Raw genomic sequence first — 25,128 nt, 5'->3', positions numbered from 1 at the left:
ACAAGCTGCTGTTTTTATTTCATTAATTCACTGTTTTTCTTGATGCTGTGGGTCCCGCGGTCGCAGCCGCGGGAATTCGGATACTTACACTGCGTAAGCCGAAGACCGTATCCCCGCGGCACCGACACCGTACCCCCGCGGCACCGACACCGTACCCCCGCGGCACCGACCGCGGGGCCCATCTATTTATTAACTTTGCTCCTGGCTCGCCAAAGCCAGAACAGCTGCAATAATGGCAGCTTTGTGTTGAGGAAGCGATTTATTCGAGTAACGCAGCCATTCCGGATGGTTCTCGATCAGGGTGGTGGTCATATGCCCTTGTTGAAATGCATCTGATTTTAACATTTCCAGATAATAGGGGATGGTTGTCTTCACTCCAAATAATCGCATTTCTTCCAAAGCACGATTAGCGCGTCGTAAGGCAGAAGACCAGTCCAGCGCCCATACGGTCAGTTTTGCACAGAGAGAATCATAATCGGGCGGGATTGTATAACCGGTGTAGATTGCGCTGTCCATTCTCACCCCAGGTCCGCCGGGTGCATAATAGCGGGTGATACGACCAAAACTGGGAAGAAAGTCATTTTGCGGATCCTCGGCATTTATACGAAACTCAATAGCGACACCGCGGCGCATTATACTATCCTGAGTGATTTTGAGTGACTGCCCCGCAGCGATTCGAATTTGTTCCTGTACCAGATCCACGCCAGTAATTTGCTCGGTGACCGGGTGTTCGACCTGCAATCGGGTATTCATTTCCATGAAGTAAGGATTGTTGTCCTGGTCAACGATAAATTCAACTGTACCTGCATTGGTATAGCCCACTTTGTTTGCAAGTTTGACGGCATATTCATAGAGACGATTGCGGAGTTCCTGATCCAGATGAACGGCCGGGGCAATCTCAACCAGTTTCTGATGACGGCGTTGTATGGAGCAATCGCGCTCGAAAAGATGTAAAACCCGCCCGAAATGATCAGCCAAAATCTGCACTTCAATATGGCGTGGATTTACAATCATTTTTTCCATAAATACATGGGCATCACCAAAGGCTTTTTCGGCTTCAGAACGGGCACGCTCATAATACTGAATGACTTGCTCTTCACTGTGGCAAACCCGAATACCTCGTCCGCCCCCTCCCATAGTCGCTTTGAGCATCACCGGATAACCGAGCCGGCTGGCACAAGCCAGCGCTTCTTCCACAGAATGCAGATTCCCATCACTTCCGGGAATAACCGGCAAACCGGCGGCTATTGCCGCATGCCGCGCTTCCACTTTAGAACCCATCATGCGGATTACTTTGGAAGAGGGTCCAATGAAGGTGATCCCGGCTGCCTCACAGGCAGCTGCAAATTCGGCATTTTCCGATAAAAAACCATAACCAGGGTGAATCGCTTCGCAGCCGGCACTCTTTGCACATTCAATAATTCGCTGGCCGTTAAGATAGGCATCCAGCGGCTTTTTGCTCAAGCAATGTGAATGAGAAGACCGTTTAACATGCAAGGCATAGCGATCTGCTTCACTGTAAATTGTCACTGCGGGGATACCCATTTCTTTACAGGCCCGCACAATTCGCAAAGCAATTTCGCCGCGGTTACTCACCAGGATTTTTTTAAACATTCATTTCTCATTTTTAAGCTGCTGGAAAAAGTAAATCACAGCCGCTTATTCAGGGCAAGAATTCTGAGTGCTAAAAAAGATGAAAACATTGATCTATGGCCGATTTCCCCCTAAATTTAATAAAAGAATGCTTAATATTTAACCTCGATTCCTAGCCATTGCACCGGTTTCTCTGAGAAGGATATGGACATGTTGAAACTTGATGGATTATTGATGATTCATTGCCGGCAGGCTCATCATTATCCTCTCGCTCAGGGAATTGACTTTCATGCTAAATGATCTATCTCCTCTCAAAGAGTTTAAAACAACAGATCAGGGGATCGCCCAATGTATGCTGAAAGACAAGATTGAACTGCTATATAAGCAGCTTCCAGTTGCACTTCTGGCAGAGGTTTTTGCTTTTGTAATTTTTGCCCTCGGCATCTCTTCCTATGGCAGCAACCTGTTCAATCTAAAAATCTGGCTAATCTACATGATTGTTCTGGCCTTGATATGGCCAGTCTCCTTAGTTGCTTTCCGGCTTAAACCGGCTCTGTTTTCTTACCCGGTATGGCTCTTACAATTCGCTCTGCTTACTTTCTTTTCCGGTATCGGCTGGGGTCTGGCCAGTGTGCTGCTCCTTCCTGCCGATAGTATTCTACATCAGTCATTTGCAATTATCCTGATTTTCGGGTTGGTTGCGGGCGCTGTCCCCTTTCTATCGCCGGTAATGGGTATTTATCTTTTATTTTTACTGCCAACCGCTATTCCTTTAATCCTGTGGCTATTTTTGCAAAGCGAAATTCATATTTTAATTGGCTATTGCGCCATCATTTATACCCTGACAGCATTGGCCAGCAGCATTTATGCCAACCAATATTTGAACAATGCACTTTCCTTGGGTTATAAAAATATCAATCTCGACAGCTTAAACCAGATACTTGAAAAAAAGGTAGCACTACGGACCCGTGAGCTGGAGCAAACACTGGCGCTTACCCGTTCCACACTCGAGTCAACAGCAGACGGTATTATTGTAGTGAATGCTTCCGGTAAACTGGATTACTATAATCAGAAATTTGTCGACTTATGGAAGATTGTATTCTCGACCAATCAAACTTTTAATTTTCAGGATTTTTTTCCACAACTATTACAGGAAATTCAAAATCCTGAAGACTTTCGTGAGATTTTAAGCAAACTGAGCACTGAACCGGAAAAAGAAGAGGCCAATGAACTCATTCTACGCAACGGTCATATTTTTGAATGGAATTCGAAACCGCATCGATTAGGCAATGCAATTGCTGGCCGCGTATGGAGTTTTCGCGATATCAGTCAGCGGAAGCAACTGGAATTAAAGCTCGCATTCCAGACTGATTATGATCAACTCACCGGCTTACCCAATCGCAAACTTCTTTATGACCGTATTATTCATGGAATCCGTTTTGCCAAACGGCATCATAGTAAACTGCTGCTTATCGTTCTCGATATCGATAACTTTAAGCTTATCAATGATAACCTTGGGCATGAGACAGGTGATCAATTGCTTCAGCAAATTACTCAGCGTCTCAAACTCGCCACCCGGGAAAGCGATACCTTGGCGCGTTTTGGCGGCGATGAATTTGTTATTTTATACACGATTAAAAGCTACAGCCATGTGGCCATGCTTTGCCATCGCATCTTGTCGGTAGTGACAAAGCCAATTTATATCCACCCCCATGAGATAGTGGTGACGGCAAGCCTCGGTGTTAGCCTTTATCCCAAAGATGCCAGCGAAGTAGTCAGCTTGCTGACTAATGCGGAAATGGCTATGTACCAGGCGAAAAATATGGGGCGAAATTACTATCAACTCTATGACGAGACCATTCGCAATCATGCAAGGCAAAACCTTCAATTACAAATGGAGTTACGCAACGCCCTTGCCAAAAAAGAATTTTTCCTGCTTTATCAACCAATTGTGCATTTGGACAGTGGCAGGATAGTGGGCGTCGAAGCATTATTACGCTGGCAGCATCCCAGCAGAGGCATTATCCTGCCCCAGGATTTTATTGCTATCGCCGAGGACTCCGGCATTATCATTCCATTAGGCGAATGGATATTTAAAAGGGCCTGTACACAAAACAAGGAATGGCAGGACAAGGGATTACCCCCTATCCGCATGGCTATCAATGTTTCAGGAGTTCAATTACTGCGCGATGATTTTATCGCCTGCATCGAACGCTGCCTTAAAGAAAGCGGGCTTCCTCCTGATTATATTGAGATAGAGCTGACTGAAAGCGTTATTATGGACAAAGAACAACAGCATATTAATTTGCTGAAATTGCTAAAAAGAAAAGGAATACAGCTTAGCATAGACGATTTTGGTACCGGCTATTCAAGCCTGAGCTACTTACGTGACTTCCCGGTTTCCAAAATTAAAATTGATCAATCGTTCATTGAGAAATGTCCATCCGATCCAAACAATAATTCTATTGTGGAAGCAATCATCGCAATGAGCCACGGATTAAAGATGCGCGTTCTTGCAGAAGGCATTGAGAGCCGGGAGCAGCTGCAATTCCTAAAAGATCTTGGTTGTGACGAAGGCCAGGGCTTCTATTTTAATCAGGCTTTAACCGGGGACGAAATCGCGCGCCTTCTTGGACTCAGAGAGGAGGGTTAGTCCGCTCCATTTCCTGGCAAATAACCATGATACAAATTTTTTACAAAATTATAGCAGTGCGCTAGAATGAGCCACTTTTGGACAGCCAGGGCAAATGATGTATCTCGCAAAAAGACTTTTCAAATGTTCTTTTTCAAACCCATTTGAAAGTATGCAGTCATTAAACCTGCATGCAATCCTATTATTACAAGGTGATCATCTTTCCGAACCAGCCGTTACTGCCTTATTCAGTCGTAACAGCAAAGCTTCCAGATACTACCAGGAAAAATTACTTTTCCACTGGATCCAAAATCCTTCTCACTTAAAAAGCATTAATTACAATAAATTATATTCAATTTTACACAATTCGCTTAGTTCTCCAAGCATAAGCCCTCGCTATAAGCTGCGTGCCGCATGGCTGATGGCAGTTTTAACCAATACACTTCCACGACACCTAAAAGACGCAGTGAGTTCTATTGATCAGGACACATTTATTCCTGGCTTTGCAGATTTTTACCCTAGCGCTGAAATAATCGACTTTTTAAAAGCAATGCGAGCAAAAGGAGGTAATCCATCCAGATTAATAACTAATTATTATGCAGCCTCAGCAGCTCATCTTGACGATGCAGCGATTGCCGACATTTTACCGACCTATTTGAAAGATTTTGGGCACTCCAGAGCCACACGGGACATTAACGATCAGCTGGTTCCTTTGTTAGCTTTTTTGGAAAGCATGAATGATCAACAATGCCTTGAGGTATTTAATACTATTGTCAGGACAGTCCAAATTGAACCGATGTCTTTTATACAGGAAACACTTCGCCGGTTTTTAAATACCGTCAGTGCAGAAATGAGTGCTGGGATAATGCAGCAAATAGATCAGGATTATGCGCTTAAATGGGAGCCTGAGCATGAGGATGCTATTATGAAAAAATATTATGGTATTCATGATCTGCATCGCTTCCTCCACAAAGAATATAAGGAAGAACCGATCAGTGTATCTATACCATTAGAAATAAACGCCTTGTATGATCTTATCGATCACTCATTTGCAAACCTGGAATCATATCCCAGTACACTGGGGGACTATGAAGGTTCTTTTAATACCTTAATCCATCTGGCATTTAACGATGACTCAGCCAGAGCAACTATAAAAGCCAGAATCGATGAGGATTATGCAGCCTGTAAGCACAGCTATTATAGCCGTTTCAAACAGCAATTAATGGCAGCTTGTGAATTACGCACCTGCCTGCCGAAAACGCTGCAAACTCAAAGGGGAGTCCTGGATACAGAATCTCTGCTCAGGGATGCGGTATTGTCGATGTGATTCCCTTATTGCGAGCCATAGGTATCTACACAAATTTTTTCCCCATCCGAATCCCCGCGGCACCAATACCGAATCCCCGCGGCACCGACACCGAATCCCCGCGGCACCGACCGCGGGGCCCATGCCTGTTGGAGTAGCATGATCCTCAAACAAGTTTCAATGCTGCCAAAAAATAAGATTTAACAGGTAGTCATAAACAAGTCTTCTTAACATTAAATTGGCTTCATGTGGGCCCCGCGGTCGCAGCCGGGGGGATTCGATAGCTTTTAATTCTCATGCACTGGTGTAGATAGGGATTAGCTCTAGCGTTCGATCGCCTTGGCATAAGCCTCTTTTGCCTCGGTAAGACGCTTTTCTGCCGCACCTAACTCGGCGAGAACTGCCAATTGCTGCTCCTTGGCGATTGTCGACAATCTGGCCGCAAGCGCATCGCGTTGTTCTGTAAATGATTGAATTTGTTCCTCAAGAGAAGCCAGCCATTGCTGGCGCGTACTCAAAGCCTGCAACATAAATGAGGCTGAATTATCTGCTTTTTGGACTGGCGGCTTACAGCGGCAGAGTCTGACCAGAATGTTGATTTTTTGCTGAATGCGCTGGGCGAGATAGCTGGCAGCCTGCGTATTGACCTGTTGTTCCAACCGCTCAATATCGCTCTTAATTTCAGCAATATAATCCGAAGCCTTCGGTTCAAACTGGTAGCGAAAAATACCGGGAGGCAAATTTTGCCAGGGAATCTGAGCACCCGGTTTATTCAGATTCCAGGCTAACTCAGGCAGCCTGGCCTTAAGGCTGAGCAGCATGGTTTCAATATTCTCTACCATGGATTCATACCAGAAAAAACGTCAGCCTCAATATCCTTATGTTCCTCTGCTTCATCAATATGCGCCTGTACAGGAACAGTTTCATGCGTCTTCAGCCGTGCCAATAAATAGCGGCAAAAATGTCTACCCGCTTTTTCTGAATTACTCTTAAGCACATCTTTGTAAATCTCTTCAATGCGCTCCATGTTTAGAAAATTCAACCAATGAGGATATTTTTTTAAAATAGTTAAAATGACCGCTTTGTCATTCCCTATCAGTGCATTAATTGCATTAGGGATCATTTGGGAACTGTAATCTTCATCTTTGTTATTAATTATAAATAACTGGACAGCTTTCAACAGATAATCCATCTGCCATGGTTTATTCAATTGAGTCAGCCACTCTGGATGGCGATTAAGCAAATCAACAGCAGCCATATCGCAATGGATAATCAGGCTAATGGCTTGCAAGGCAAACGCCGTGGAATCAGTTCCATACAACTCTGTCATCATGAGCCAAACATTTTCCTTGTTAGCCTTGTACCAGGCCGGACGTTCATAGTTGTCTTTCTTTAAGAAAGGGCTAAAAAACTGATATGCATTTAACATTATTTTTACCTTGCGAATAATTATCCGCAACCAAAAACCACCATAGCTCATTGTACGCGGTCTGGACAAGTTTATAAATAAGACAACTAAGGCTATATAGAAAGCGCTTGAATTTTTTATTTAAAAAGGTATCCTGTGTAATTGTGGGGCCGTTAGCTCAGCTGGTAGAGCAGGAGGCTCTTAACCTCTGTGTCATAGGTTCGATCCCTATACGGCCCACCATTTTAAAATTCATTAAAAACCCTAACTTCTTTAAGTTAATATTCTGATTTGGAAAATTCTTAATATTTAACTCATATCTTTGTATCTCATAACTTGCAATTTCTAAACTATTAAAGACTTATATTGTTTCTATGATAATATTCCTGCGCCTGAGTTCAGATTCATACGCAATATAATCAGTATAATTTGCTTTCGATATACAGAGACAAGGAGTTTAAGGATGAAGCAATATGTATTTGGAATGTTATTATTATCTGTCTTAGTGAGTGCCAGAGCCGGAGAGATGGGGCCACAACAAAGCAGTCCTTGCTGCCGATGGACCCTTGGCGGTGAGCTGTCTTATCTAAGACCCGATGGCGGGATGATTGACTATGCCACGGAAATGGTTTTTGTAACGCCAACCGTTGTTGCTGCGCATGGGAGTTACGTAGACCCCTCTTATGAACCTTCCTGGTCAGCATTTATCAGGTATGATTGGACACCTCAAGCTGATATTCAATTCAGGACAACTCATTTTGATCATGAGTTTGGTTCTTCGGTAAGGATTCCTGATTCATTATTGGTTGTCAATTCAACACTTGTTTCAGATTTTTTTGATGGGGCTGCAGGGAAAGTGCTCTTTGATCTGGACAATTATGAATTATCTATCGGGGCTAATATTAATGTCACTCAAACAGGTTGGCGATTAAGACCATATACCGGCCTTCATTATGTTGATGAAAATGATCGATTAATCCAGCGGTTTTATCGCAGCGACGCTGCTTTTGTTCATTATCTCACCAGTCGTTTCCGAGGCATAGGTCCCATAATAGGGCTTGAAAGCCATTTTCCACTATTCGATAGGTTGACACTAAAAAATGACTTCACCTTAGGCTTTCTCATTGGAGATGCCGATATGCGGACAGTGGGTGACATTAATGATGCCCCTATTCAGCCTATTGCGTATATTGACTTCAAAAACACCGATCGGCAAAGGCTGGTTCCATATGGCTTCCTCGACATTGGACTGCAGTACGACATGCCTTTCCGTGGCTATGAGGCGGGTATCAACGGTGGATTTAAAATCATTTATTACGATGATATCCACGGCAGGCGCGCCGGAACAGGCCCTAATGATCCCTTACGACTGAACTATGTCACCTATTATGGACCCTATATCGGTGTTCAAATTAAGGCTTAATGGACTAGTAATCATTAATAATTGCAGTTTCATTGTTAGGAACTGCAATCTCAATCAAACATCGCGAAGGGCTGATTGATTTAGACAAATCATGGATTAGCAGTTAATTTAAGGCTCGGCGCAAATCTTGTCATCAGGGAAATCATCCACATCATCGATTAATTTATCCAGGGTCACTATGGTGTCTTGTGCTTTTATTCCTGAGTCGGTATTAAAAAAGCTGTGAGTGACATTTTTATTTTTCTGGTATAGATAAACTGCAGGATAAAACACCACCAGGCTCGCAAAGATTGTTAACATGGTATCCAGAATTCCCATGCACCCCCGGTGGAGTTCAAGTGCAGGCTTTTCTCTTTCAATTAAAGCATTGCTCTTGATGGAAAACGTTTGTATAGCCTTTCTTGTCAAGGGTTTATCCGTCGAAAACCTTTCATCCATGACCTTAGTGATTTCAACCAATAATCTGTCTAGAGTTGCAAAAACCTGGGGATTTGTGTAACGAAATTTATTTCGTTTCTCATTCAAATCGTCCAGCAAGGCATATAATTCATAAAAAAGCGCACTGTGCTTACTGTTTCTGGTCTTCGCTAGCATGGCTCTTAGCGGCTGAGAATCGATGGATAAAGGTAAAGCCAATTGATCATGAGCAGCTTTTTCCAAATCGCTAAATAATACCACCTGAACGGGATTAAGCTGATGATGGCGCAGGTACTTCCTTACTTCCTCTCTGTGTTTTTTATCATCGGTCGCGATCATTCGAATATCATCACCCAGTTTTAGAGATCCTGTGCTACGGTATTCATTGACATGAGGCTTAATTAAATCAGATTCAGACACAAAAATAATTGGATACGTTGAATCCAATAAGATTCGCTGGTCAACAGTCAGCTCAAACTGTCCTTGGGGCGTATTCGCGAGCTTATTAAAAATGCGGATGCGATCTTCTAAAGCACTGACATATTTCTGGGCATCATTCGCCATATTGATAAAGAAATCAGAATTCAATTCCTGAGACAGAAAATTTTCTAATAAATTATTGATACTATCACCACTTTTATTCTGGGCAAGATGGACAAAATGACTCTTTTTATAAGATCGGCTTTTCTTTGATGTAGATGATTTTGTCAGGCTAAAAAACTGGGTGACAGGAAGCTCGATCTCCTTATTATCACCGCAGATTCCAGATTTAATGGTGAGTTTATCAGGCAGTTGGAGAAGTGCGAGTGCTTTCCCCAGATTTTCCTCGCTGGGGTTTAAGAGAATGCTTTTTACATCCAGTTGACTCTCTATAATTCTTTTGATTAAGTGCTCAAAATTTAAGAAACTATAGACAGCATCAGTTATATCCCTTTTCGTCAAGGAGGCAGGTGGGAGCAGGGCTTTTTTCATTGCCTCAAAATCAGGATAAATATAAGTTCCCAGCAATTGGACAAAATAATAGAATTGAGCAATTGCCTTTAACCGCTGAGTTAGGATATCCAGTTCGTTCTTAGTAATTATTTGATCAAGCGATTCATGCATCTGCCTTGCACGAGTAAAATAAACCAGGAGTAAATTAAGCTCGGCACCAACGATGGGTCGATTAAGTAAATGTCTGAAATGATTAAGGGCTGCAGTCTTGGTTGGGGGCACAAACTGAGTATAGCTCCCGGTTACCTCTTTTAAATTGTATTCACCTGTTTTCAAATTTCCAAAAGAGATGGCTCCAATTTTTTCTTTTTGTACTAATTCAAAACCAATAAATTCATAACCGCCTTTAAATAATTCGCCTCCCATTGGCGCCACCTGAAAATCATCAATCATCTTCAGAACCGGCATAAGCTGGAAATTTGTCTTTGACATCAGGGCTAGCGCTGCTGAGGTTGTGCCGTGAATAAAGGGGTCATACTCACTTTGCTGCACTTCATCACTTGGATTTGTCATAGTAGCAATAGAAACTCAAATACCGCATTGTATTATATTTTACCATTCAATTCAATTTTAATACGACCTTCCCTAAAGGGATGAGCAATAAACCAACCGTAATTACTCAAGTAAGTTTAGTTTCCTGGAAAGTTACGCGTATCGAACATATGCGTCAATTGTACTCATGGAATTAATGGAGTTCATTTAAGAAACGTTATGATCAATGCAAGAAAGGTGGATAATTCCAGACACCTAAGGCAAAAGATCAAGAAAAGTAAAAAGCCTGCATTCAAGGACTGTGCGCGCTAAAACATCCTGATGGATTTTAGTGCATCTGAATCGCAGGCCGAAGTAATCCGAATGGCCTCGGATATAAGTCATAAATCCTTGACTGAATTCATAACAGACAGCGCGTATCAAGCTGCTGAAAAAATTATTTTAGATCAGCGATTATTTATGGTTTCTAGCGATATATTGAATCACTTTTCTGAAATTCTAGACCGCCCAGAGCAAGATAATGAAGGGCTAAAGGATTTATTTTCTTCATCATCTCCATGGGATTCAAATGACGTTAAAAAAACCTGAGCCTTTAAATAAAGATCATAATTTAACTGGTTTTAATAGTCTTACAGTAGGACAGGTAGAAGCTGATGAGGCATCTGAACGCATAAAAAAGGGAATGGGTAAATTTCCAATACCAGTGGTCATATTAGCAAGATTAGCTGTTCTTCATACCTATCAAGGAAGAGGTATTGGCAAGGCAATGCTTAAAGATGCAATAACAAGAACCTTGCAAACTGCAGAGCAAATTGGCGTAAGCGCTTTATTAGTTCATGCAATAGACGAAAAAGCCATAACTTTTTATAAACGCTTTGGATTTGAACCTTCTCCAATTAGAGAGAATCAATTATTACTTCTTTTAAACGATGCTAAGAAAGTAATATCGGAACGGCAACGAGCGAATCCAGTTTAAGCCATTAGTGTAACTTCCAAAGTTTAACCTTCTATCCATGCATGATTATTGCATCAATAATCATAAGCAATCATTAACTGGATACTAAGGGGGCCTGATGGACATAGTGATTGTGGGAGGCGGCGCATCCAGTATTGCTGCTGCGTTTACTTTAGCGAACCAAAATTACAATGTGACCATTATCGAAGAGCTTGGGCATTTAGGCGGCCATTGTTTCGGAGTTAAAGTAGCGGACAGCCAGGGGCCATCCTGGATGCTGGATGCGGGTGTCACTGATTTTAATCAGGATCAGTTCCACTATTTCAAACAATTTATTGATTTCTTCAAGCTGCCCTATCATCCTATAAACCAAAGCCTGTCTATCATCGATGAGAAAAACAATCTGGTATTTGCAAATATCGATGGCCTTATTTCAATTCGGAAAGACTGCCCCATTGGCAAGGATTTGTATATAGAAGAGATCAATCGTTTTCGGGTCGAAAGCTGGGAATTTCTGAACAGTCATTCGAATTCGGAAATTACGCTGGGAAATTATTTAAAAAATAAGGCTTATAGTAAACCATTCATTGAAGAATACATTTATCCAAGAGCAACGGCCTGTTTTCAAGTTCCCAATACTTATCCAGAAAACTATCGCCTGATTCCATTGCTGCAATTCTGGCAAATTCACGGCATTATTGGCCCAATCGGCAGACGCATGGCTTTAGATGATGGCATGTTCAGCTACGTTGAGGTGTTCAGTAAATGGTTTATTGCTAAACATCGCAATAACCGTATCCTGCTCAATAAAAGGGTTCTTGGGATTGCCCGCCATGATAATAAAGTATTTATTCGGGCGAGCAGCCCATCCGGTGAAAACGTTTCCCTGACTTTCGATCATGTCATTATCAGCATTAACCCTTATCATGCAATCAGTCTTTTTGAAGATGCCAAAAAATATGAAAAGAATTTACTGGTTAATTTTCCCTGGCAACGCGCTACTTTTGCTATCCATAGCGATAGCGCAATTATGCCAAAGGACAGGGCTTATTGGGGCGGGTACAATTGCATTTACACGCCGGAGTCTTCTACCCTTTTAAGACCAACCATCACTTTTTACATCAATAAAATCAGGAACTTACCCGCAAATATTCCTGATGTGTTTCTAACGCTTAACCCTTTCAGGCAGATTGATCCCAAAAAGATTTTTGAGCAAAAATTCTATATTCACCCGTCCATGGCACATTCCAGCGACATCAGCAGGCAGTATCTGGAAGCCATTCAGGGCGAAAATAACACCTGGTATTGCGGCTCTTACCTCGTACCTCCTCATGTCCATGAATCCGCCTTTATTAGCGGTATTAAAGTTGCCGAAAAGATTAGCCGAAGTCTTCAAAAACCTGCCGGTAAAACCAAATACAATCCTTTATATTTTAGTGATTTCGTCGAAAAGATCCCTGTCTTCTCCGGCGTCGACCCCATCATTTTTCATGACATAGGGTTAATATCCACCGTTGAAACATTCAAGGCTAACAGCTGTATTTTCCAAGAGCAGACGCCTGCAAATGGCATGTACATCATTATTAAAGGAGAAATCTCTATCGTTGCCACTAAGTCCAGCATCAAAGAGGTCGCCACACTTGGGGCTGGGGAACTATTTGGTGAACTCGGCATTTTGGCGAACATCCCAAGGACTGCAAATGCAATTGCTAAAACCGATAGCGAGGTATTTTTTATACAGAAAAATACCCTGGATTCTATTTTTAATCACTCCAACTATTCTGCCTTTATATTTACTCAGCGAATCATTAATTATGTGGCGCAGCATATTGAACAAACCTGCCATAAACTCAGGTTTGCACCGATAGCTGAAAAAACTACTCTATGCGCGCCCTGGCAAGCATTTGAGCAATTAGGAAATGAGCAAAAACGCACAATCAAATCACTGGAACTATTCGCCTCTTTTTCAGACACACTTAAAAACGCTTATCTGAAAAAATTTCATTTCTTTAGCTTTGAAAAAAATGCCGAAATTCCGCTCTCAATCACCCATCAATTTTTATTGATCCTTGTGGAGGGAGAAGCCCGGTTATCGGTAAAATGGAAGAAACAAATCAGGTCAGTTTCCAAGATATCTGCTACAAAACTAATCAACCCCTGGGTTACTTCCCCCGTTCATTTAAGCTGTTTTAAAATAATAGCCACGGAAAAAACATTAATTATTGCACTGCCTCCCGAGCACATTAACTATCATCAATTACAGGAGCTTGTTATTCCTGTTTTTAAAAAAATTAAAACCCAACTCGCTGAGTTACAAAACGCAATCAATGAATTGTAGAGGTATTCCGGGATTAATCCTCACCTACCCGCTTATTATACCACCCTCATTTGATCACTAATTAAACAGCTGATACAATTCCAAATATTTACCAGAGAGATCGGCTCGTGTACAAAAAGATCGAATCCAACCTCAGCCAAATATTGTCGGAAAAACCTCAAAAAATTAACATCAGCAATAAATTGCCTAGCCAGCCCGGTTGTGAAATCAGACAAGTGGATAGTGATGTACTTGCTAAAGAAATCGGAATGAAAGCTTGGACAAACGGACTGGTTTTTACCAAACAGACCGAACTCCTAACCTATCCTGTCATCGAAAATGCCGTTCCGCACTATGATAACGCCGCAATGAGCACCTTGCTAAGCAAGATTGATTCAAATAGTAAAAAACTGTGCTTAAGCCCAATGGGAGCAAGCGGTCTTGGGGTATGTGCTCTCGAAGTCATAGAGCCAGGCGAGCCAGTTATCGTTTATGCGGGGAGTGTAAAGCCGGTAGTGCCAGGTAGTAAGATTCCTGCATCAAAATCTGAGTACGAATTGGATTTTGATAATCTTGATGGTGAAACCTATGCAATGATACAAGCCAAAAACTATGGTAATCTTGCGCGCTTTATGCAACATGCGCCTCGTACTACGACACCTCCCTATGCCGATCACGGAAGCATCAGCCTCGATGACTACCATTTCCTGGATATCGATCGAGACATAGTCGCCGTTGCTAATCTTCAGTTACAGATGCTTTATCATCGTGGACAACTTATATACTATTTCATTGCAAAAGAAAGAATTCTTCCAGGCCATATAGTGGTCTGGGATTATAATATCCATTATTGGCGAACCAAAGAAACACCCCCTGAATTATTTACAAAGTATGGCGAACTCATTGACAGAAAAACTTACAGGCCAAGATCTTTTAGTGTTCGTATCAATTTCGATAATGGCGATGTACCCATAGACTTATTTACAAAGGCGTCTTCAGTGTATTTTGATTTGGAAAATGTACAACCCTTACGTATTCAAACACCCTTTGGCCACCGGGGTTATATACCAGAAGCAGAAGTTCGGGCAAAATTTGATAATTCCCCTTTATTGTTTTTCTGGAGAGAAAGTTATAACTCATGGATAGAGGAATCGCGTCCATATACGAAGGATTTTTCTTTAATTGAACAAAACGCAACTCAGCAATTCTTTCAGCCCAGCCGATCTTCAAAAAAAGCGATCCTTGGGGCTCTGAAACAACTTGCTAAAGGGTATGGCATTCCTAAAACGGCTCAATATGATTTACGGCAAAATAATTCCGTTGCTATCATCATGATGGACAATGATAGCCACAAAGCGGAATTGACTGCCTTGAAATCTGCCTTGGCTGACGCGGGGATCAAGAAAATGCCAACAGGATTCGCCACATTTGGCAAAGAAAGAAAATATTGCTTATACATATATGAGCCACGCACAGCGCTGTTTGATGAATTGATCCATAAATTAAAAAATGAGCAGGCCAATACTCTTCAGCAAAAATTCCATGACCTTCGTTTGTGAGGCTGTCCCAGTTCGCTGCCCAACTCAATTCATTTTGTATAACTAATTGCCTACTTACTGCGGCTTGTCCGCAGTATCCAACTTAAAAAATAGGAGAAATATTCTCTGCTTAAAAGTTTCTAATCCCTCTTATAAAATCATTAATAGCCCTATTGGTTCTCAATAAATGCGGAATGATATGGCCGGTGCTTTCGCAATCCAGTTTTCTTTTAATATTTTCAAAATGCTTGTCCACAGTGCGTTTTGAAATATCCAGAATATCGGCAATCCGCTGGAAATTAAATCCAAAATAATAGAGATAAATCATTTCCCTTTCTTTCTGGGTCAAGTCCTTATTACTTATAAAATTAAACGGCAGCAAATTAAAATCAAAAGCCTCGTCGTTGACCATGCTTTGCAATCGTTTTGCCTGATTATTTCCTAAAACAACATCCTTCAAACAGGCCATTTTACTGTCTTTATGTAATGCGGAGAGTTCATTCATGCGGACAATGAAATCGGCAGGAAGTATCATGGTGTTTTCGCGGGTGAGCAGTTTGCGGCAGCGTTTTCCCAAATCCTCGCTAATCAGCTTTAGCATCTCCAGATTATTCAAAGTAAAATTACTGGCCTGGAGGGGGCTGCAGCGGGCAGCGAAGGTATATATTTCAGTGTAATCTGACTGATGGTTTGCGATATCAAAAAAATAGCCGTACTTATTATCCACCAGGGTTTCCTGAATGGGCCTGGGAAGGAGATTATCATGCAGTACATCACATGAATAATAATGCCCATAATCATGGGAAAGATTATCGACAATTTGTTCAGCATAGAATTCATTATCGAGAAAAACATCCATTAATCGACTATCCGAAATGATTTGTAGATAGCGTCCTTGCAGATCGAAATATAAATATCCCCAATCACTGATAACGGTTCTATCAAAAATGTGTTGATAACATCCTTTAAGATAAGAGGTATACATCTTCATGTGCTTATAGCAATTCATTTGAACTCTGGAGCATTCGCTTAAGTTTAGTATAGCCCTTTGCTTGCAAAAAATAATGAGGCCTTGATACGACTGCATATCAGGCCTCTGGAGGCAGGAATTATTTAACGACCATAATCCATTTTGAGGAGGGATCGATACGTTTATTATTGTTTGGATTTCCAGCGGTATAGTGCTTGCTCATCAATGTGCTGGTGCTGCTATCAAATTTATTATTATTGATATGTTTTTTCAGACACTCACTTACTGTTTCACCGCTGCTTTTTCCACAAAAAGCCTGGTTGAAATCATAATACGGCAGAAGCTGGCTGCTGCTGGCAGTCTTACCGATAAAATGATAAGTGACATAATCTTTCAAACGCCAGGGGCTGCTTGCGCTTTGCCTTGAAAAGCTCAGGGTCTTAAAGGAAGAGGCATTCCCATGATCCACTCCCAAACCTGCAGAATAAACGATGGGGATGACATAGGATTTATTGCCAATCGTCATTGCACGAATTTCATCGAAGTGACTATGGGCAGCCATCATGCCAATGACAACCTCAGGATAGGCCTTGATTATTTTTTTGAATGAATCCTGATATTCAGGCTCCCAGGATTGCGGCGGAACGTGCATAGCCAGGACTACACTATTATGCTTCGCGCGGCTGGATTTGAGTTGGCTTTCCAGCCACTTCATTTGTTCTTTGGCGCCATCGCGTGAAGGGGAGAAGCCAGGCCTTGAAACAAAGCTGACGCTGTTCAAAGAAACGAGTTTCAGGTGATCCCCTAAATAAGCGGAATAGAAGCCATATTTCGTATTTTCAATGCTAACGCAGGCCTCACCATTGTAAGGGCATTTACGGCCAGTGGAGAGAAATCCGCCGCCATTTCCGGTTACTGCCTGCATAAGCGTATACGCTGACTCATCACGATAACTGAAGGGGCCATAGTTTCTTTGCAATGAGTCATTATTGCCAAAAACATAGAATATAGACGCGGGATTTAAACGCTCATAAAGCGGCTCAAAAACAGCATTGATATCATCCCTTGAGGTTTTGCGGCTGTAACCATTATGCGCCGGCAAATCTCCCAGTATGACCACAGAGGGCTTGGCGGTTAGCCGTAAATCAACTTGCTCACCCATTTTACTAATCAATGTCTGATAACTGCGTTGATCCAGCTCGTTTCTGAGATCAGCGGGAGGGTTAATATTGGTGGTTTTGCGAAGGGTTACATCCAGATGGGGATCAGAAATTAAGAATAATTCAGCCTGGTTACTCGCCGCTGCAGCCGCTATGGCAGAAGGATTAACGGCATAAAGTAAGCTTGCGGCCATTACCATCATCAATTTTTTAGTGTTCATCATTACTCTCCTAAAATACCTGGAGTGGAAGCGGTTTCGCTTTCATCTGTTTACAATGATATCGAAATGGATTTAAGGCCTCGTTAATGCGTCTACGCAGTTTTTGCAAATTTGGGGAAAAACGGCTTAACTGCCGGGCAAGATAATTGGAACACAAAGACTTGTAGTCCTTAGCTTGTTTGCTATCAAGCTAAGGGCTTCAATTTTAGACTTTTTTCACAAACTCAGACTTTAACTTCATCGGGCCAATGCCTTCAATTTTGCAATCAATATCGTGATCGCCATCGACCAGGCGAATGTTTTTAACTTTTGTCCCTACCTTCACGACTAATGACGAACCCTTTACCTTCAGATCTTTTATCACTGTAACCGTATCCCCGTCCTGAAGCCTGTTCCCATTAGAGTCTTTAATAATACGTTCGCTATCCATTTCCTGTTTAACTTCTTTGTCCCACTCATGACTGCATTCGGGACAAATAAAAAGACTGCCGTCAGCATAGGTATATTCTGAATTACATTTTGGGCAATTGGGTAAATGACTCAAGGTTTAACTCCTGGTGGGAAAAAAAAGGAATTATACCAAACTTTGCAGTAAAAAAGCCTTGATTTGGCCGTAACCTAATCAAGGCCTTGCTTTAATCAATGTTCCATTAATTTATGCGGCAAGCTTTCCAGACGGCCTGCCTGGGTGACGACGACATAATCCAGTTTTCGTTGCAATTCGCTGATAGAGTCAGCACCGGCATAGGTTAAACCGGAGCGCAAACCGCCAATAATGTCGGCAATAGTTGCATCATGGGTGTCCCTGTATGGCACTTCGGCGGCAACCCCCTCGGCCGTTTTCCATTCATTCATTTGCCCGTGGAAATCTTCTTGCGCCTCCCGTGAAGCCATACCCCGGTATCGCTTGACCTTCCGGCCATCTTCCTTGGTAATAACCTCCCCTGGGGTAGGTTCGGTACCGGCAAGCATGCCGCCAATCATGACGAAGTCGGCGCCAAATGCCAGGGCTTTCACTATATCGCCAGACGTCCTGATACCGCCGTCTGCTACGATGGAGCGATCAGTGCGTGCACAATCCTGAATACAGGTTATCATTGGAATACCAAATCCGGTTTTGATGCGCGTGCTGCACACCGATCCGCCGCCAACGCCTGCTTTGATGATATCTGCACCACAGGAAGCCAGATAATCAGCACCGGCATAAGTCGCCACATTACCCGCCATAATACAACGGCTTCCCAGTATCTTTCGCAATTCTTTTAACATCTTGCCTACATATTTGGCATGCCCATGGGCCACGTCAACACAAAAATAATCAGCACCCGCATCACGTAAAGCCTCAGCCCTTTGCAGTTCGGCATCGGAACAGCCTACCGACACAAACACAGTGCCTGAACATTTTTTGAATTCCTCAATATTTTCTTCAATGCTGAGAAAGCGGTGCAGAGCCCCTATTCCGCCCTTGCTGGTCATAAAATTGGCCATTTTGCTTTCAGTGATGGTATCCATATTGGAGCTGATCACGGGCAGCTGCAGATGCAGTTTGCCCAGGCGATCTTTCATGCTGATATCGACGACACGGCGGGATTCATGGTGATTATAGGCAGGCACCAGTAGAACGTCGTCAAAAGTAATGGCTTGAGTATGCATTGTTTATCCTTTGTAAAACGCGTACTATAAATGGTCTGCCGCATAATGTGCAAGCCTTGATCGCTCACCACGCATTAAAGTCATATGCGCACTGTGCTGCCACTGCTTAAACCGGTCAACGGCAAAGGTTAGCCCAGAGGTCCGATCGGTTAGGTAAGGCGTATCAATTTGCTTGATATCACCTAGACAGATAATCTTGCTTCCGGGCCCTGCACGGGTAACCAGCGTTTTAATCTGTTTGGCGGTCAGGTTTTGCGCTTCGTCAATGATAATGTACCGGTTCAGGAAAGTACGGCCACGCATAAAATTCAATGAACGAATTTTAATTTTATTCTGTAACAAATCCTGGGTAGCGCCCCGCCCAAAACTGCCGCCTTCCTGCGAGCTATGGAGAACTTCCAGGTTATCCATTAAAGCCCCCATCCACGGTGTCATTTTCTCTTCCTCTGTGCCGGGAAGAAAACCAATATCCTCACCTACGGGGATGGTGATGCGGGTCATCAGAATTTCATTGTAACGATTGTGATCAAGAACCTGGGTTAAACCGGCAGCAATTGTCAGCAATGTTTTCCCTGTACCTGCCGAACCCTGCAGCGTCACAAAATCAATATCCGGATCAAGCAAAAGATTCAGAGCAAAATTCTGTTCACGGTTACGGGCATTGATTCCCCATACCCCATGCTTGGGCTGCGTATAATCTCTGGCAACCTGTACCACGGCATATTCAGGAGTCAATTGTTTGACAAGCCCCTGGAATTGATTGTCTTTGGTACTGATGCAATCATTATAATGCCATTTTTTAATCAAGGGACCGCTGATTTTATAAAAGGATCGTCCTCCTTCCTGCCAGGCATTCATATCCTTTCCATGCGCATCCCAGAAATCATTTTCCAGAATATGAAGACCGCTATGGAGGAGATTTACATCTTCCACAACCAGATCATTGTAATAATCTTCAGCCTGAATTCCCAGAATACCGGCTTTTATACGCAGGTTAATATCCTTGGAGATAATAATAACCTGACGCGGCGCAAATGCCTTTTGTAAACCTAAAGCGGTAGCGAGGATAGTGTTATCGGCCTTGTGCCCGGGAAGAGATATGGGCCTTATGCCTTCAAACTCATGGGTCTGGAAGAAAAGACGGCCGCTGTCTTTCTCCTCCTTATCATTAAGAACACCATTTAATGGTAAGCCAGCGACAACCTGTTCATGGCTTGCATTAGCCATTAATTCAACCAGCATACGGTTTACCTGGCGCACATTTCGCGCCACCTCGGATAAACCGGTTTTATGGCTGTCGAGCTCCTCCAGAACAACCATAGGCAAATAAATATCGTGTTCCTCAAAACGATAGATAGCAGAGGGATCATGCATCAGGATATTGGTGTCGAGTACAAACAACTTTTTATTATCCATAAGACCGCCTTATATAGTAGTCATTTTAAATGCCACAACACATTGCTAGCATGTATCATGCCTGAAATGCTTTAATTGCTTCTAAAATTTCTTTTACATGGTTATCCACGCTGACTTTACGCCATTCTTTCCGTAATACGCCCTCGGGATCAATGAGAAAAGTACTGCGTTCAATGCCCCTCACCTGTTTGCCATACATCATTTTCATTTTAATGACATCGAACTGATTACAAATGGCCTCGTTCTGATCACTGATTAATTCAAACGGCAATTCCTGTTTGCATTTGAATTTGTCATGGGAGCTTAAGCTGTCGCGTGAAATGCCGAGTATTTCGGTATTTAAGTGTTTAAATTTTGAATAATTGTCCCGGAAGTTCTGGCTTTCAAGGGTGCAGCCAGGAGTTGAATCCTTGGGATAAAAATAAAGCACAAGCCATTTGCCGCGATAATCACTGAGTTTCTGCGCGAGATCATTGGTGGCTACAAATTGAAAATCCTGGACCGTCTCTCCAATTTTCATAATAATTCCCTGATTTAAAAGTTCATATCCTAGACTAATTTTTAAGAAATAACCTCTCTTTTATCAATCAGCATACTATAAATGATTGACTCAGAGTATAATTCCATCATTTAGTAATTCGAAGAAACTATTATGTCAAACGACAACTCAAAAAATTCAACAATCGCGGTTAATAAAAAAGCGCGTTTTGATTATTTCATCGAAAATGAATATGAAGCCGGTCTCGTCCTTCAAGGCTGGGAAGTCAAAAGCCTACGCGCCGGTAAAATTAATTTATCGGATGCGCATGTTATTGTTAAATATGGAGAAGCCTTTTTACTGGGCGCACAGATCCAGCCCTTGCCCACTGCGTCTGCCCATTTAATGCCCGATGCCACCCGCACCCGCAAACTACTGCTCAATCGCCAGGAGCTGAACCAGCTAATAGGCAGCGTCGAACGCCAGGGATACACCTTAATCCCTTTATCACTGTACTGGCGCAAAAATCGCGTCAAAATGAAACTGGCGCTCGCAAAAGGCAAGAAGACCCATGACAAGCGCGACAGTATCAAAGAGCGTGACTGGCAGCGGGAAAAAGCGAGATTAATGAAGAAGCATTAAGGTGGAGGATACAGGCCACTGGATTGCAGTACTTTCAATCCCTGTTTTATTTGACAATAAATCAAGGACAGTTCTAATCTAAATGCATGAGGAGGACTGAAACCTCAAGCCATTTGTCTCGCCGGGCAAACTGCCAGTCCATAATATTCCCCGTTGCATCAACACGGAATACGGGTTTACATACTCTAAGGAGAGAGCTATGCAAAACTGCACCAGGATGTGCCGTTTTATGTTAATTATACTGCTGTGGCTGCCTTTCAGCCTTTCGGCTGCCCCTGCTGTCAAAGCGATAGTCATATTTGGCGACAGTTTATCTGATACCGGCAACACCACCCATTTGCTAAAAGCCCTGCGCAAAGATGAGCATCCCGCATTCCTCGTAAAACCGCTTAAAATCTTTGTTATCAATAAAATGACTGAATTTGCGAATGACTATTATGTCCCCCAGATGGTTCTGGATTCAGGGATAGAAATCGTTACCCATTTCTTTGATGAAGATTTGGCCCCGCTTCTGGCCAATCTGATTGGCCGGGTCAGGCAGGTTCCAGTCCTCCCCGGCGATCCTTACTGGCAAAACCATTTCTCGAATGGCCGTATCTGGAGTGAATACCTGGCACCCATGCTTGATGTGGATCGCGAAGATCTGCGCTCTTTCAATAACCAGGCCTTCGGCGGTAGCTGGGCAGTCACTTATGACTACCAACTAACCGTGTGGAATTTGATCCGCCATCCGATTAACACGCTAAAGACACTGGTTGTGGGTAAACTGATACCCCCAAGTCTTGGATTAACCATTCAGTCTTATCTGCTGATGCATGAACAACTTAACAGCCAGACGATCTATTTTGTGTTCAGCGGTGCGAATGACTATTTAAACGTCCTGAAATTCGAGGATAACTATAATCCCGCAGTGATGAACACTTATATTGATAACGTCCTCGATGGCCTTGGCTCCGGGGTTAAGAAACTGGTCAAAGCCGGCGCGACCCATGTCGTGGTTCTTGGCTTACCCGAAATCGGCCATATCCCTAAATTTAACCGCACATTTGACCGGCCTGTATTGAATAGCGCGATCCAACAGCACAATGCCCGCCTTGCCCTGCGCGTGGAAGAATGGCGGGTGGCGATGCCTGATGTTGATTTTCTCTACATTCCCATTCAGCCTTATTTTGATAAAGCCCTGGCAAACCCTGAGCAATTTGGTCTGTCGAATACCATGGATGCCTGTATCGATATCAAGTTACCGATGTTCCACAGCCTGGGCAATTCGCCATTCGCAGGAAACTACGTGCTCGAATACCTGCAGGTTCTCCGTTATCGTGATAGTAGTTTCGCCGCAGGTGAGAAAAACTATCACATTTGCGACAACCCGGAGTCTTATTTATTCTGGGATGAAGCGCATCCGACCACCCGGGTACATCGCTATCTGGCCTATGAAATTTGCGAGGCGATGAAAGCCCATGGTTATCATGCACAATGTCAATCACCCACAAACCTTTAGATTATGGGTGGAGTTGTGGCATAATTTTATACTTTTAACTATTAATTGAATTAGGCGTTTAAATTCAGCGACAATTAAAACCTAAAGGAGCCTTTATTATGTGTGGAATCATCGGAGCGATCTCCCAACGAGATGTCAGTCGTATATTGCTGGAAGGTTTGCGCCGTCTGGAATACCGCGGCTATGATTCAGCCGGTATTGCGGTGATTGATTCGCATAGCCGCTTAAAGCGCGTTCGCATGCAGGGGAAGGTGCAGGCTTTAGCCGATGCCATGCAGGAAACAGCCATTGCCGGCAACACCGGGATTGCCCATACCCGCTGGGCAACCCACGGCAAACCCTGCGAACTGAATGCGCATCCGCATTTGTCCCACAATGAAATTGCAATTGTGCATAACGGTATTATCGAAAATCATGAAGCGCTTCGTGACGATTTAATTGCCAAGGGTTATGAGTTTACGTCCGAAACCGACACTGAAGTCGCCGCCCATTTGATTCATCACTACTACCAGCAGCATGAAAATCTTCTACGGGCTGTGCAGGAAGCCGGTTCTGTCATGCATGGCGCCTTTGCGCTTGGCGTGATTCACCAGCAACGGCCGCATGAATTGGTCGCACTGCGCAAAGGCAGCCCGCTGGTGATAGGTATAGGCATCGATGAGTTATTCATTGCCTCCGATCCGCTGGCCCTGCGTTCCTTCGCACAATCTGTCATTTATCTGCAGGAAGGGGACAGCGCCCGCTTGCATAAGGGGCAGGCAGAGTTATTTGATGCGCAGCAAAAGCCGGTAAAACGGCCGCAACATCCACTGGACGATGACGGACAGGCTGCCAGCAAAGGGCCGTATCGTCACTTCATGCTGAAAGAAATTTACGAACAAACCAAAGTGCTGGCAGATACTCTTGAAGGCCGCATTCAGAGTATGGAAATCCTCAAGGCCAGTTTTGGCGAACGTGCCAATCACATTTTTCCGCAAATTGAGAAGATTCACATTGTAGCCTGCGGCACCAGTTATCATGCCGGCCTGATTGCACGCTACTGGCTGGAATCCCTGACAGGACTCCCCACCCAGGTAGAAATTGCCAGCGAATATCGCTATCGTGATGTCGTCGTTGAGAAAAATACGCTATTCATTACGGTTTCCCAGTCCGGTGAAACAGCGGACACCCTGGCCGCATTATACAAAGCTAAAAGCCTGGATTATCTGGCGACACTGGCTATTTGCAATATTGCCACCAGCACCCTGGTCAGGGAATCAGATTGTGTATTCCTGACCAGGGCCGGTATAGAAATTGGTGTGGCCTCTACCAAGGCGTTTACTACCCAACTGGCTGCATTCCTGATGCTGGCCGCTGCCCTTTGCAAAGATGGGCGGGCACAGACTGTCCTGCAACAGTTACAGGAACTTCCTTCCTGCTGTGAACGCGCCTTGCAAATGAGCGCCCAGATTGAAAGTTTGTCTGCCTTATTTGTTTCAAAATCACACACTCTCTTTTTAGGCCGCGGCACTCAGTATCCTGTCGCCCTCGAAGGTGCGCTGAAGCTGAAAGAAATTTCCTATATCCATGCAGAAGCTTACCCTGCAGGTGAACTCAAGCATGGCCCGCTGGCGCTGGTTGACAAGGACATGCCCGTCATTGCCGTTGCACCCAATGACGAATTACTCGATAAACTGAAATCCAATCTGCATGAGGTCAGTGCACGTGGGGGCCAGCTCATTGTTTTTGCCGATGCCTCCCAAAACTGGCAGCCAAACGGTGCCCGGCTAATCCCGGTACCCAGTTGCGGCTCATGGATTGCCCCCATCATTTATACCATCCCATTGCAACTACTGGCTTACTATGTAGCCGTTGCCAAGGGAACTGATGTGGATCAACCGCGAAATCTGGCCAAGTCAGTAACGGTAGAGTGATTGTCTTTAATGTTCGCTGGGCTTTACAGCCCAGCATACAGTTCAATCGGGCTACAAAAATCTCGCAAATTAAATACTGATAAGTATATAATGCTGGCGA

Annotated in this window: 20 protein-coding genes and 1 tRNA gene; 11 read left to right on the top strand and 10 right to left on the bottom strand. The window is 43.5% G+C overall.

Annotated features, from left to right (window positions below; all coding sequences use genetic code 11):
* Positions 1–189: 189 nt before the first annotated feature.
* Entirely contained in the window at positions 190–1,614 is a 1,425-nt protein-coding gene (locus tag DYH42_RS00685) for an acetyl-CoA carboxylase biotin carboxylase subunit (RefSeq protein WP_058523831.1), read from the bottom strand.
* A gap of 268 nt (positions 1,615–1,882) precedes the next feature.
* Between DYH42_RS00685 and DYH42_RS00680 the strand changes: the two genes are divergently transcribed.
* Both DYH42_RS00680 and DYH42_RS00675 read left to right on the top strand, forming a co-directional pair.
* Complete coding sequence (locus DYH42_RS00680) at positions 1,883–4,246, top strand: putative bifunctional diguanylate cyclase/phosphodiesterase (protein ID WP_065232822.1); 2,364 nt, start codon at positions 1,883–1,885, stop codon at positions 4,244–4,246.
* 94 nt (positions 4,247–4,340) lie between these two features.
* Positions 4,341–5,552 (top strand): hypothetical protein, encoded by a 1,212-nt coding sequence (locus DYH42_RS00675; protein WP_157062395.1) that lies wholly within the window; start codon positions 4,341–4,343, stop codon positions 5,550–5,552.
* Between the two features lie 302 nt (positions 5,553–5,854).
* Here the strand turns inward: DYH42_RS00675 and priC are convergent, their stop codons facing one another.
* Both priC and DYH42_RS00665 read right to left on the bottom strand, forming a co-directional pair.
* Positions 5,855–6,373, bottom strand: coding sequence for a primosomal replication protein PriC (priC, locus tag DYH42_RS00670; RefSeq protein WP_058523833.1), 519 nt, complete (start codon positions 6,371–6,373; stop codon positions 5,855–5,857).
* Complete coding sequence (locus DYH42_RS00665; protein WP_058523834.1) at positions 6,367–6,960, bottom strand: hypothetical protein; 594 nt, start codon at positions 6,958–6,960, stop codon at positions 6,367–6,369. The genes priC and DYH42_RS00665 overlap by 7 nt, the downstream gene beginning before the upstream one ends.
* 146 nt (positions 6,961–7,106) lie before the next feature.
* Between DYH42_RS00665 and DYH42_RS00660 the strand changes: the two genes are divergently transcribed.
* Together DYH42_RS00660 and DYH42_RS00655 are read left to right on the top strand one after the other, a co-directional pair.
* Positions 7,107–7,182: transfer RNA gene (locus DYH42_RS00660), tRNA-Lys, on the top strand.
* A gap of 220 nt (positions 7,183–7,402) precedes the next feature.
* Positions 7,403–8,362 (top strand): Lpg1974 family pore-forming outer membrane protein, encoded by a 960-nt coding sequence (locus tag DYH42_RS00655; RefSeq protein WP_058523835.1) that lies wholly within the window; start codon positions 7,403–7,405, stop codon positions 8,360–8,362.
* A gap of 108 nt (positions 8,363–8,470) precedes the next feature.
* Here DYH42_RS00655 and DYH42_RS00650 read toward each other — a convergent pair whose 3' ends face one another.
* A complete protein-coding gene (locus tag DYH42_RS00650; protein ID WP_058523836.1) occupies positions 8,471–10,285 on the bottom strand; it encodes a hypothetical protein in 1,815 nt (604 codons plus the stop codon).
* 300 nt (positions 10,286–10,585) lie between these two features.
* Between DYH42_RS00650 and DYH42_RS00645 the strand changes: the two genes are divergently transcribed.
* The 4 genes from DYH42_RS00645 (at position 10,586) to DYH42_RS00630 (ending at position 15,095) form a co-directional block, all read left to right on the top strand.
* Positions 10,586–10,852, top strand: a complete 267-nt coding sequence (locus DYH42_RS00645; RefSeq protein WP_058523837.1) for a type II toxin-antitoxin system TacA family antitoxin — start codon at positions 10,586–10,588, stop codon at positions 10,850–10,852.
* The gene (locus DYH42_RS00640) at positions 10,833–11,240 is read left to right on the top strand and encodes a GNAT family N-acetyltransferase (protein WP_058523838.1); all 408 of its coding nucleotides are present in this window, start codon (positions 10,833–10,835) and stop codon (positions 11,238–11,240) included. The genes DYH42_RS00645 and DYH42_RS00640 overlap by 20 nt, the downstream gene beginning before the upstream one ends.
* 97 nt (positions 11,241–11,337) lie before the next feature.
* Positions 11,338–13,557: a cyclic nucleotide-binding domain-containing protein gene (locus DYH42_RS00635; protein ID WP_058523839.1), complete on the top strand. Its 2,220-nt coding sequence runs from the start codon at positions 11,338–11,340 to the stop codon at positions 13,555–13,557.
* A gap of 107 nt (positions 13,558–13,664) precedes the next feature.
* Complete coding sequence (locus DYH42_RS00630) at positions 13,665–15,095, top strand: SET domain-containing protein (RefSeq protein WP_058523840.1); 1,431 nt, start codon at positions 13,665–13,667, stop codon at positions 15,093–15,095.
* 109 nt (positions 15,096–15,204) lie between these two features.
* Here DYH42_RS00630 and DYH42_RS00625 read toward each other — a convergent pair whose 3' ends face one another.
* The 6 genes from DYH42_RS00625 to DYH42_RS00600 all read right to left on the bottom strand — a co-directional run bounded on the left by DYH42_RS00625 (position 15,205) and on the right by DYH42_RS00600 (position 21,014).
* Positions 15,205–16,083, bottom strand: coding sequence for a helix-turn-helix transcriptional regulator (locus DYH42_RS00625; RefSeq protein ID WP_058523841.1), 879 nt, complete (start codon positions 16,081–16,083; stop codon positions 15,205–15,207).
* Positions 16,084–16,183: 100 nt separating this feature from the next.
* Entirely contained in the window at positions 16,184–17,428 is a 1,245-nt protein-coding gene (locus DYH42_RS00620; RefSeq protein ID WP_058523842.1) for a metallophosphoesterase family protein, read from the bottom strand.
* Positions 17,429–17,630: 202 nt separating this feature from the next.
* Positions 17,631–17,969: a zinc ribbon domain-containing protein YjdM gene (locus tag DYH42_RS00615; protein ID WP_058523843.1), complete on the bottom strand. Its 339-nt coding sequence runs from the start codon at positions 17,967–17,969 to the stop codon at positions 17,631–17,633.
* A gap of 95 nt (positions 17,970–18,064) precedes the next feature.
* Positions 18,065–19,078, bottom strand: a complete 1,014-nt coding sequence (locus tag DYH42_RS00610; protein WP_058523844.1) for a guanosine monophosphate reductase — start codon at positions 19,076–19,078, stop codon at positions 18,065–18,067.
* Between the two features lie 24 nt (positions 19,079–19,102).
* Positions 19,103–20,494: a PhoH family protein gene (locus DYH42_RS00605; RefSeq protein ID WP_058523845.1), complete on the bottom strand. Its 1,392-nt coding sequence runs from the start codon at positions 20,492–20,494 to the stop codon at positions 19,103–19,105.
* 55 nt (positions 20,495–20,549) lie between these two features.
* On the bottom strand, positions 20,550–21,014 hold the full coding sequence (locus tag DYH42_RS00600) for a peroxiredoxin (RefSeq protein WP_058523846.1): 465 nt from the start codon (positions 21,012–21,014) through the stop codon (positions 20,550–20,552).
* 132 nt (positions 21,015–21,146) lie between these two features.
* Between DYH42_RS00600 and smpB the strand changes: the two genes are divergently transcribed.
* From smpB to glmS, 3 genes are all read left to right on the top strand, one after another.
* On the top strand, positions 21,147–21,614 hold the full coding sequence (smpB, locus tag DYH42_RS00595) for an SsrA-binding protein SmpB (RefSeq protein ID WP_058523847.1): 468 nt from the start codon (positions 21,147–21,149) through the stop codon (positions 21,612–21,614).
* 199 nt (positions 21,615–21,813) lie between these two features.
* Positions 21,814–23,115 (top strand): lysophospholipase/glycerophospholipid:cholesterol acyltransferase PlaC, encoded by a 1,302-nt coding sequence (gene plaC / locus DYH42_RS00590; RefSeq protein ID WP_115316880.1) that lies wholly within the window; start codon positions 21,814–21,816, stop codon positions 23,113–23,115.
* Positions 23,116–23,213: 98 nt separating this feature from the next.
* Positions 23,214–25,028 carry a glutamine--fructose-6-phosphate transaminase (isomerizing) gene (glmS, locus tag DYH42_RS00585; protein ID WP_058523849.1) on the top strand — a complete coding sequence of 605 codons (1,815 nt, stop codon included), beginning with the start codon at positions 23,214–23,216 and terminating at the stop codon, positions 25,026–25,028.
* Positions 25,029–25,128 lie beyond the last annotated feature (100 nt).

Source organism: Legionella birminghamensis, assembly GCF_900452515.1.
Taxonomy (GTDB): domain Bacteria; phylum Pseudomonadota; class Gammaproteobacteria; order Legionellales; family Legionellaceae; genus Legionella_C; species Legionella_C birminghamensis.
The sequence above is the reverse complement of the archived record's forward strand: the minus strand, read 5'-3'. Positions and strand labels throughout refer to the sequence as shown.

What these genes read in the sequence shown, in the direction of transcription:
- DYH42_RS00635 (WP_058523839.1), top strand. Translation starts at nt 11,338, where the DNA reads ATGGACATAGTGATTGTGGGAGGCGGCGCATCCAGTATTGCTGCTGCG.
- DYH42_RS00640 (WP_058523838.1), top strand. Translation starts at nt 10,833, where the DNA reads ATGACGTTAAAAAAACCTGAGCCTTTAAATAAAGATCATAATTTAACT.
- smpB (WP_058523847.1), top strand. Translation starts at nt 21,147, where the DNA reads ATGTCAAACGACAACTCAAAAAATTCAACAATCGCGGTTAATAAAAAA.
- DYH42_RS00610 (WP_058523844.1), bottom strand. Translation starts at nt 19,078, where the DNA reads ATGCATACTCAAGCCATTACTTTTGACGACGTTCTACTGGTGCCTGCC.
- DYH42_RS00605 (WP_058523845.1), bottom strand. Translation starts at nt 20,494, where the DNA reads ATGGATAATAAAAAGTTGTTTGTACTCGACACCAATATCCTGATGCAT.
- DYH42_RS00645 (WP_058523837.1), top strand. Translation starts at nt 10,586, where the DNA reads ATGGATTTTAGTGCATCTGAATCGCAGGCCGAAGTAATCCGAATGGCC.
- glmS (WP_058523849.1), top strand. Translation starts at nt 23,214, where the DNA reads ATGTGTGGAATCATCGGAGCGATCTCCCAACGAGATGTCAGTCGTATA.
- plaC (WP_115316880.1), top strand. Translation starts at nt 21,814, where the DNA reads ATGCAAAACTGCACCAGGATGTGCCGTTTTATGTTAATTATACTGCTG.
- DYH42_RS00625 (WP_058523841.1), bottom strand. Translation starts at nt 16,083, where the DNA reads ATGAATTGCTATAAGCACATGAAGATGTATACCTCTTATCTTAAAGGA.
- DYH42_RS00680 (WP_065232822.1), top strand. Translation starts at nt 1,883, where the DNA reads ATGCTAAATGATCTATCTCCTCTCAAAGAGTTTAAAACAACAGATCAG.
- DYH42_RS00650 (WP_058523836.1), bottom strand. Translation starts at nt 10,285, where the DNA reads ATGACAAATCCAAGTGATGAAGTGCAGCAAAGTGAGTATGACCCCTTT.
- DYH42_RS00600 (WP_058523846.1), bottom strand. Translation starts at nt 21,014, where the DNA reads ATGAAAATTGGAGAGACGGTCCAGGATTTTCAATTTGTAGCCACCAAT.
- priC (WP_058523833.1), bottom strand. Translation starts at nt 6,373, where the DNA reads ATGGTAGAGAATATTGAAACCATGCTGCTCAGCCTTAAGGCCAGGCTG.
- DYH42_RS00655 (WP_058523835.1), top strand. Translation starts at nt 7,403, where the DNA reads ATGAAGCAATATGTATTTGGAATGTTATTATTATCTGTCTTAGTGAGT.
- DYH42_RS00685 (WP_058523831.1), bottom strand. Translation starts at nt 1,614, where the DNA reads ATGTTTAAAAAAATCCTGGTGAGTAACCGCGGCGAAATTGCTTTGCGA.
- DYH42_RS00620 (WP_058523842.1), bottom strand. Translation starts at nt 17,428, where the DNA reads ATGATGAACACTAAAAAATTGATGATGGTAATGGCCGCAAGCTTACTT.
- DYH42_RS00675 (WP_157062395.1), top strand. Translation starts at nt 4,341, where the DNA reads ATGATGTATCTCGCAAAAAGACTTTTCAAATGTTCTTTTTCAAACCCA.
- DYH42_RS00665 (WP_058523834.1), bottom strand. Translation starts at nt 6,960, where the DNA reads ATGTTAAATGCATATCAGTTTTTTAGCCCTTTCTTAAAGAAAGACAAC.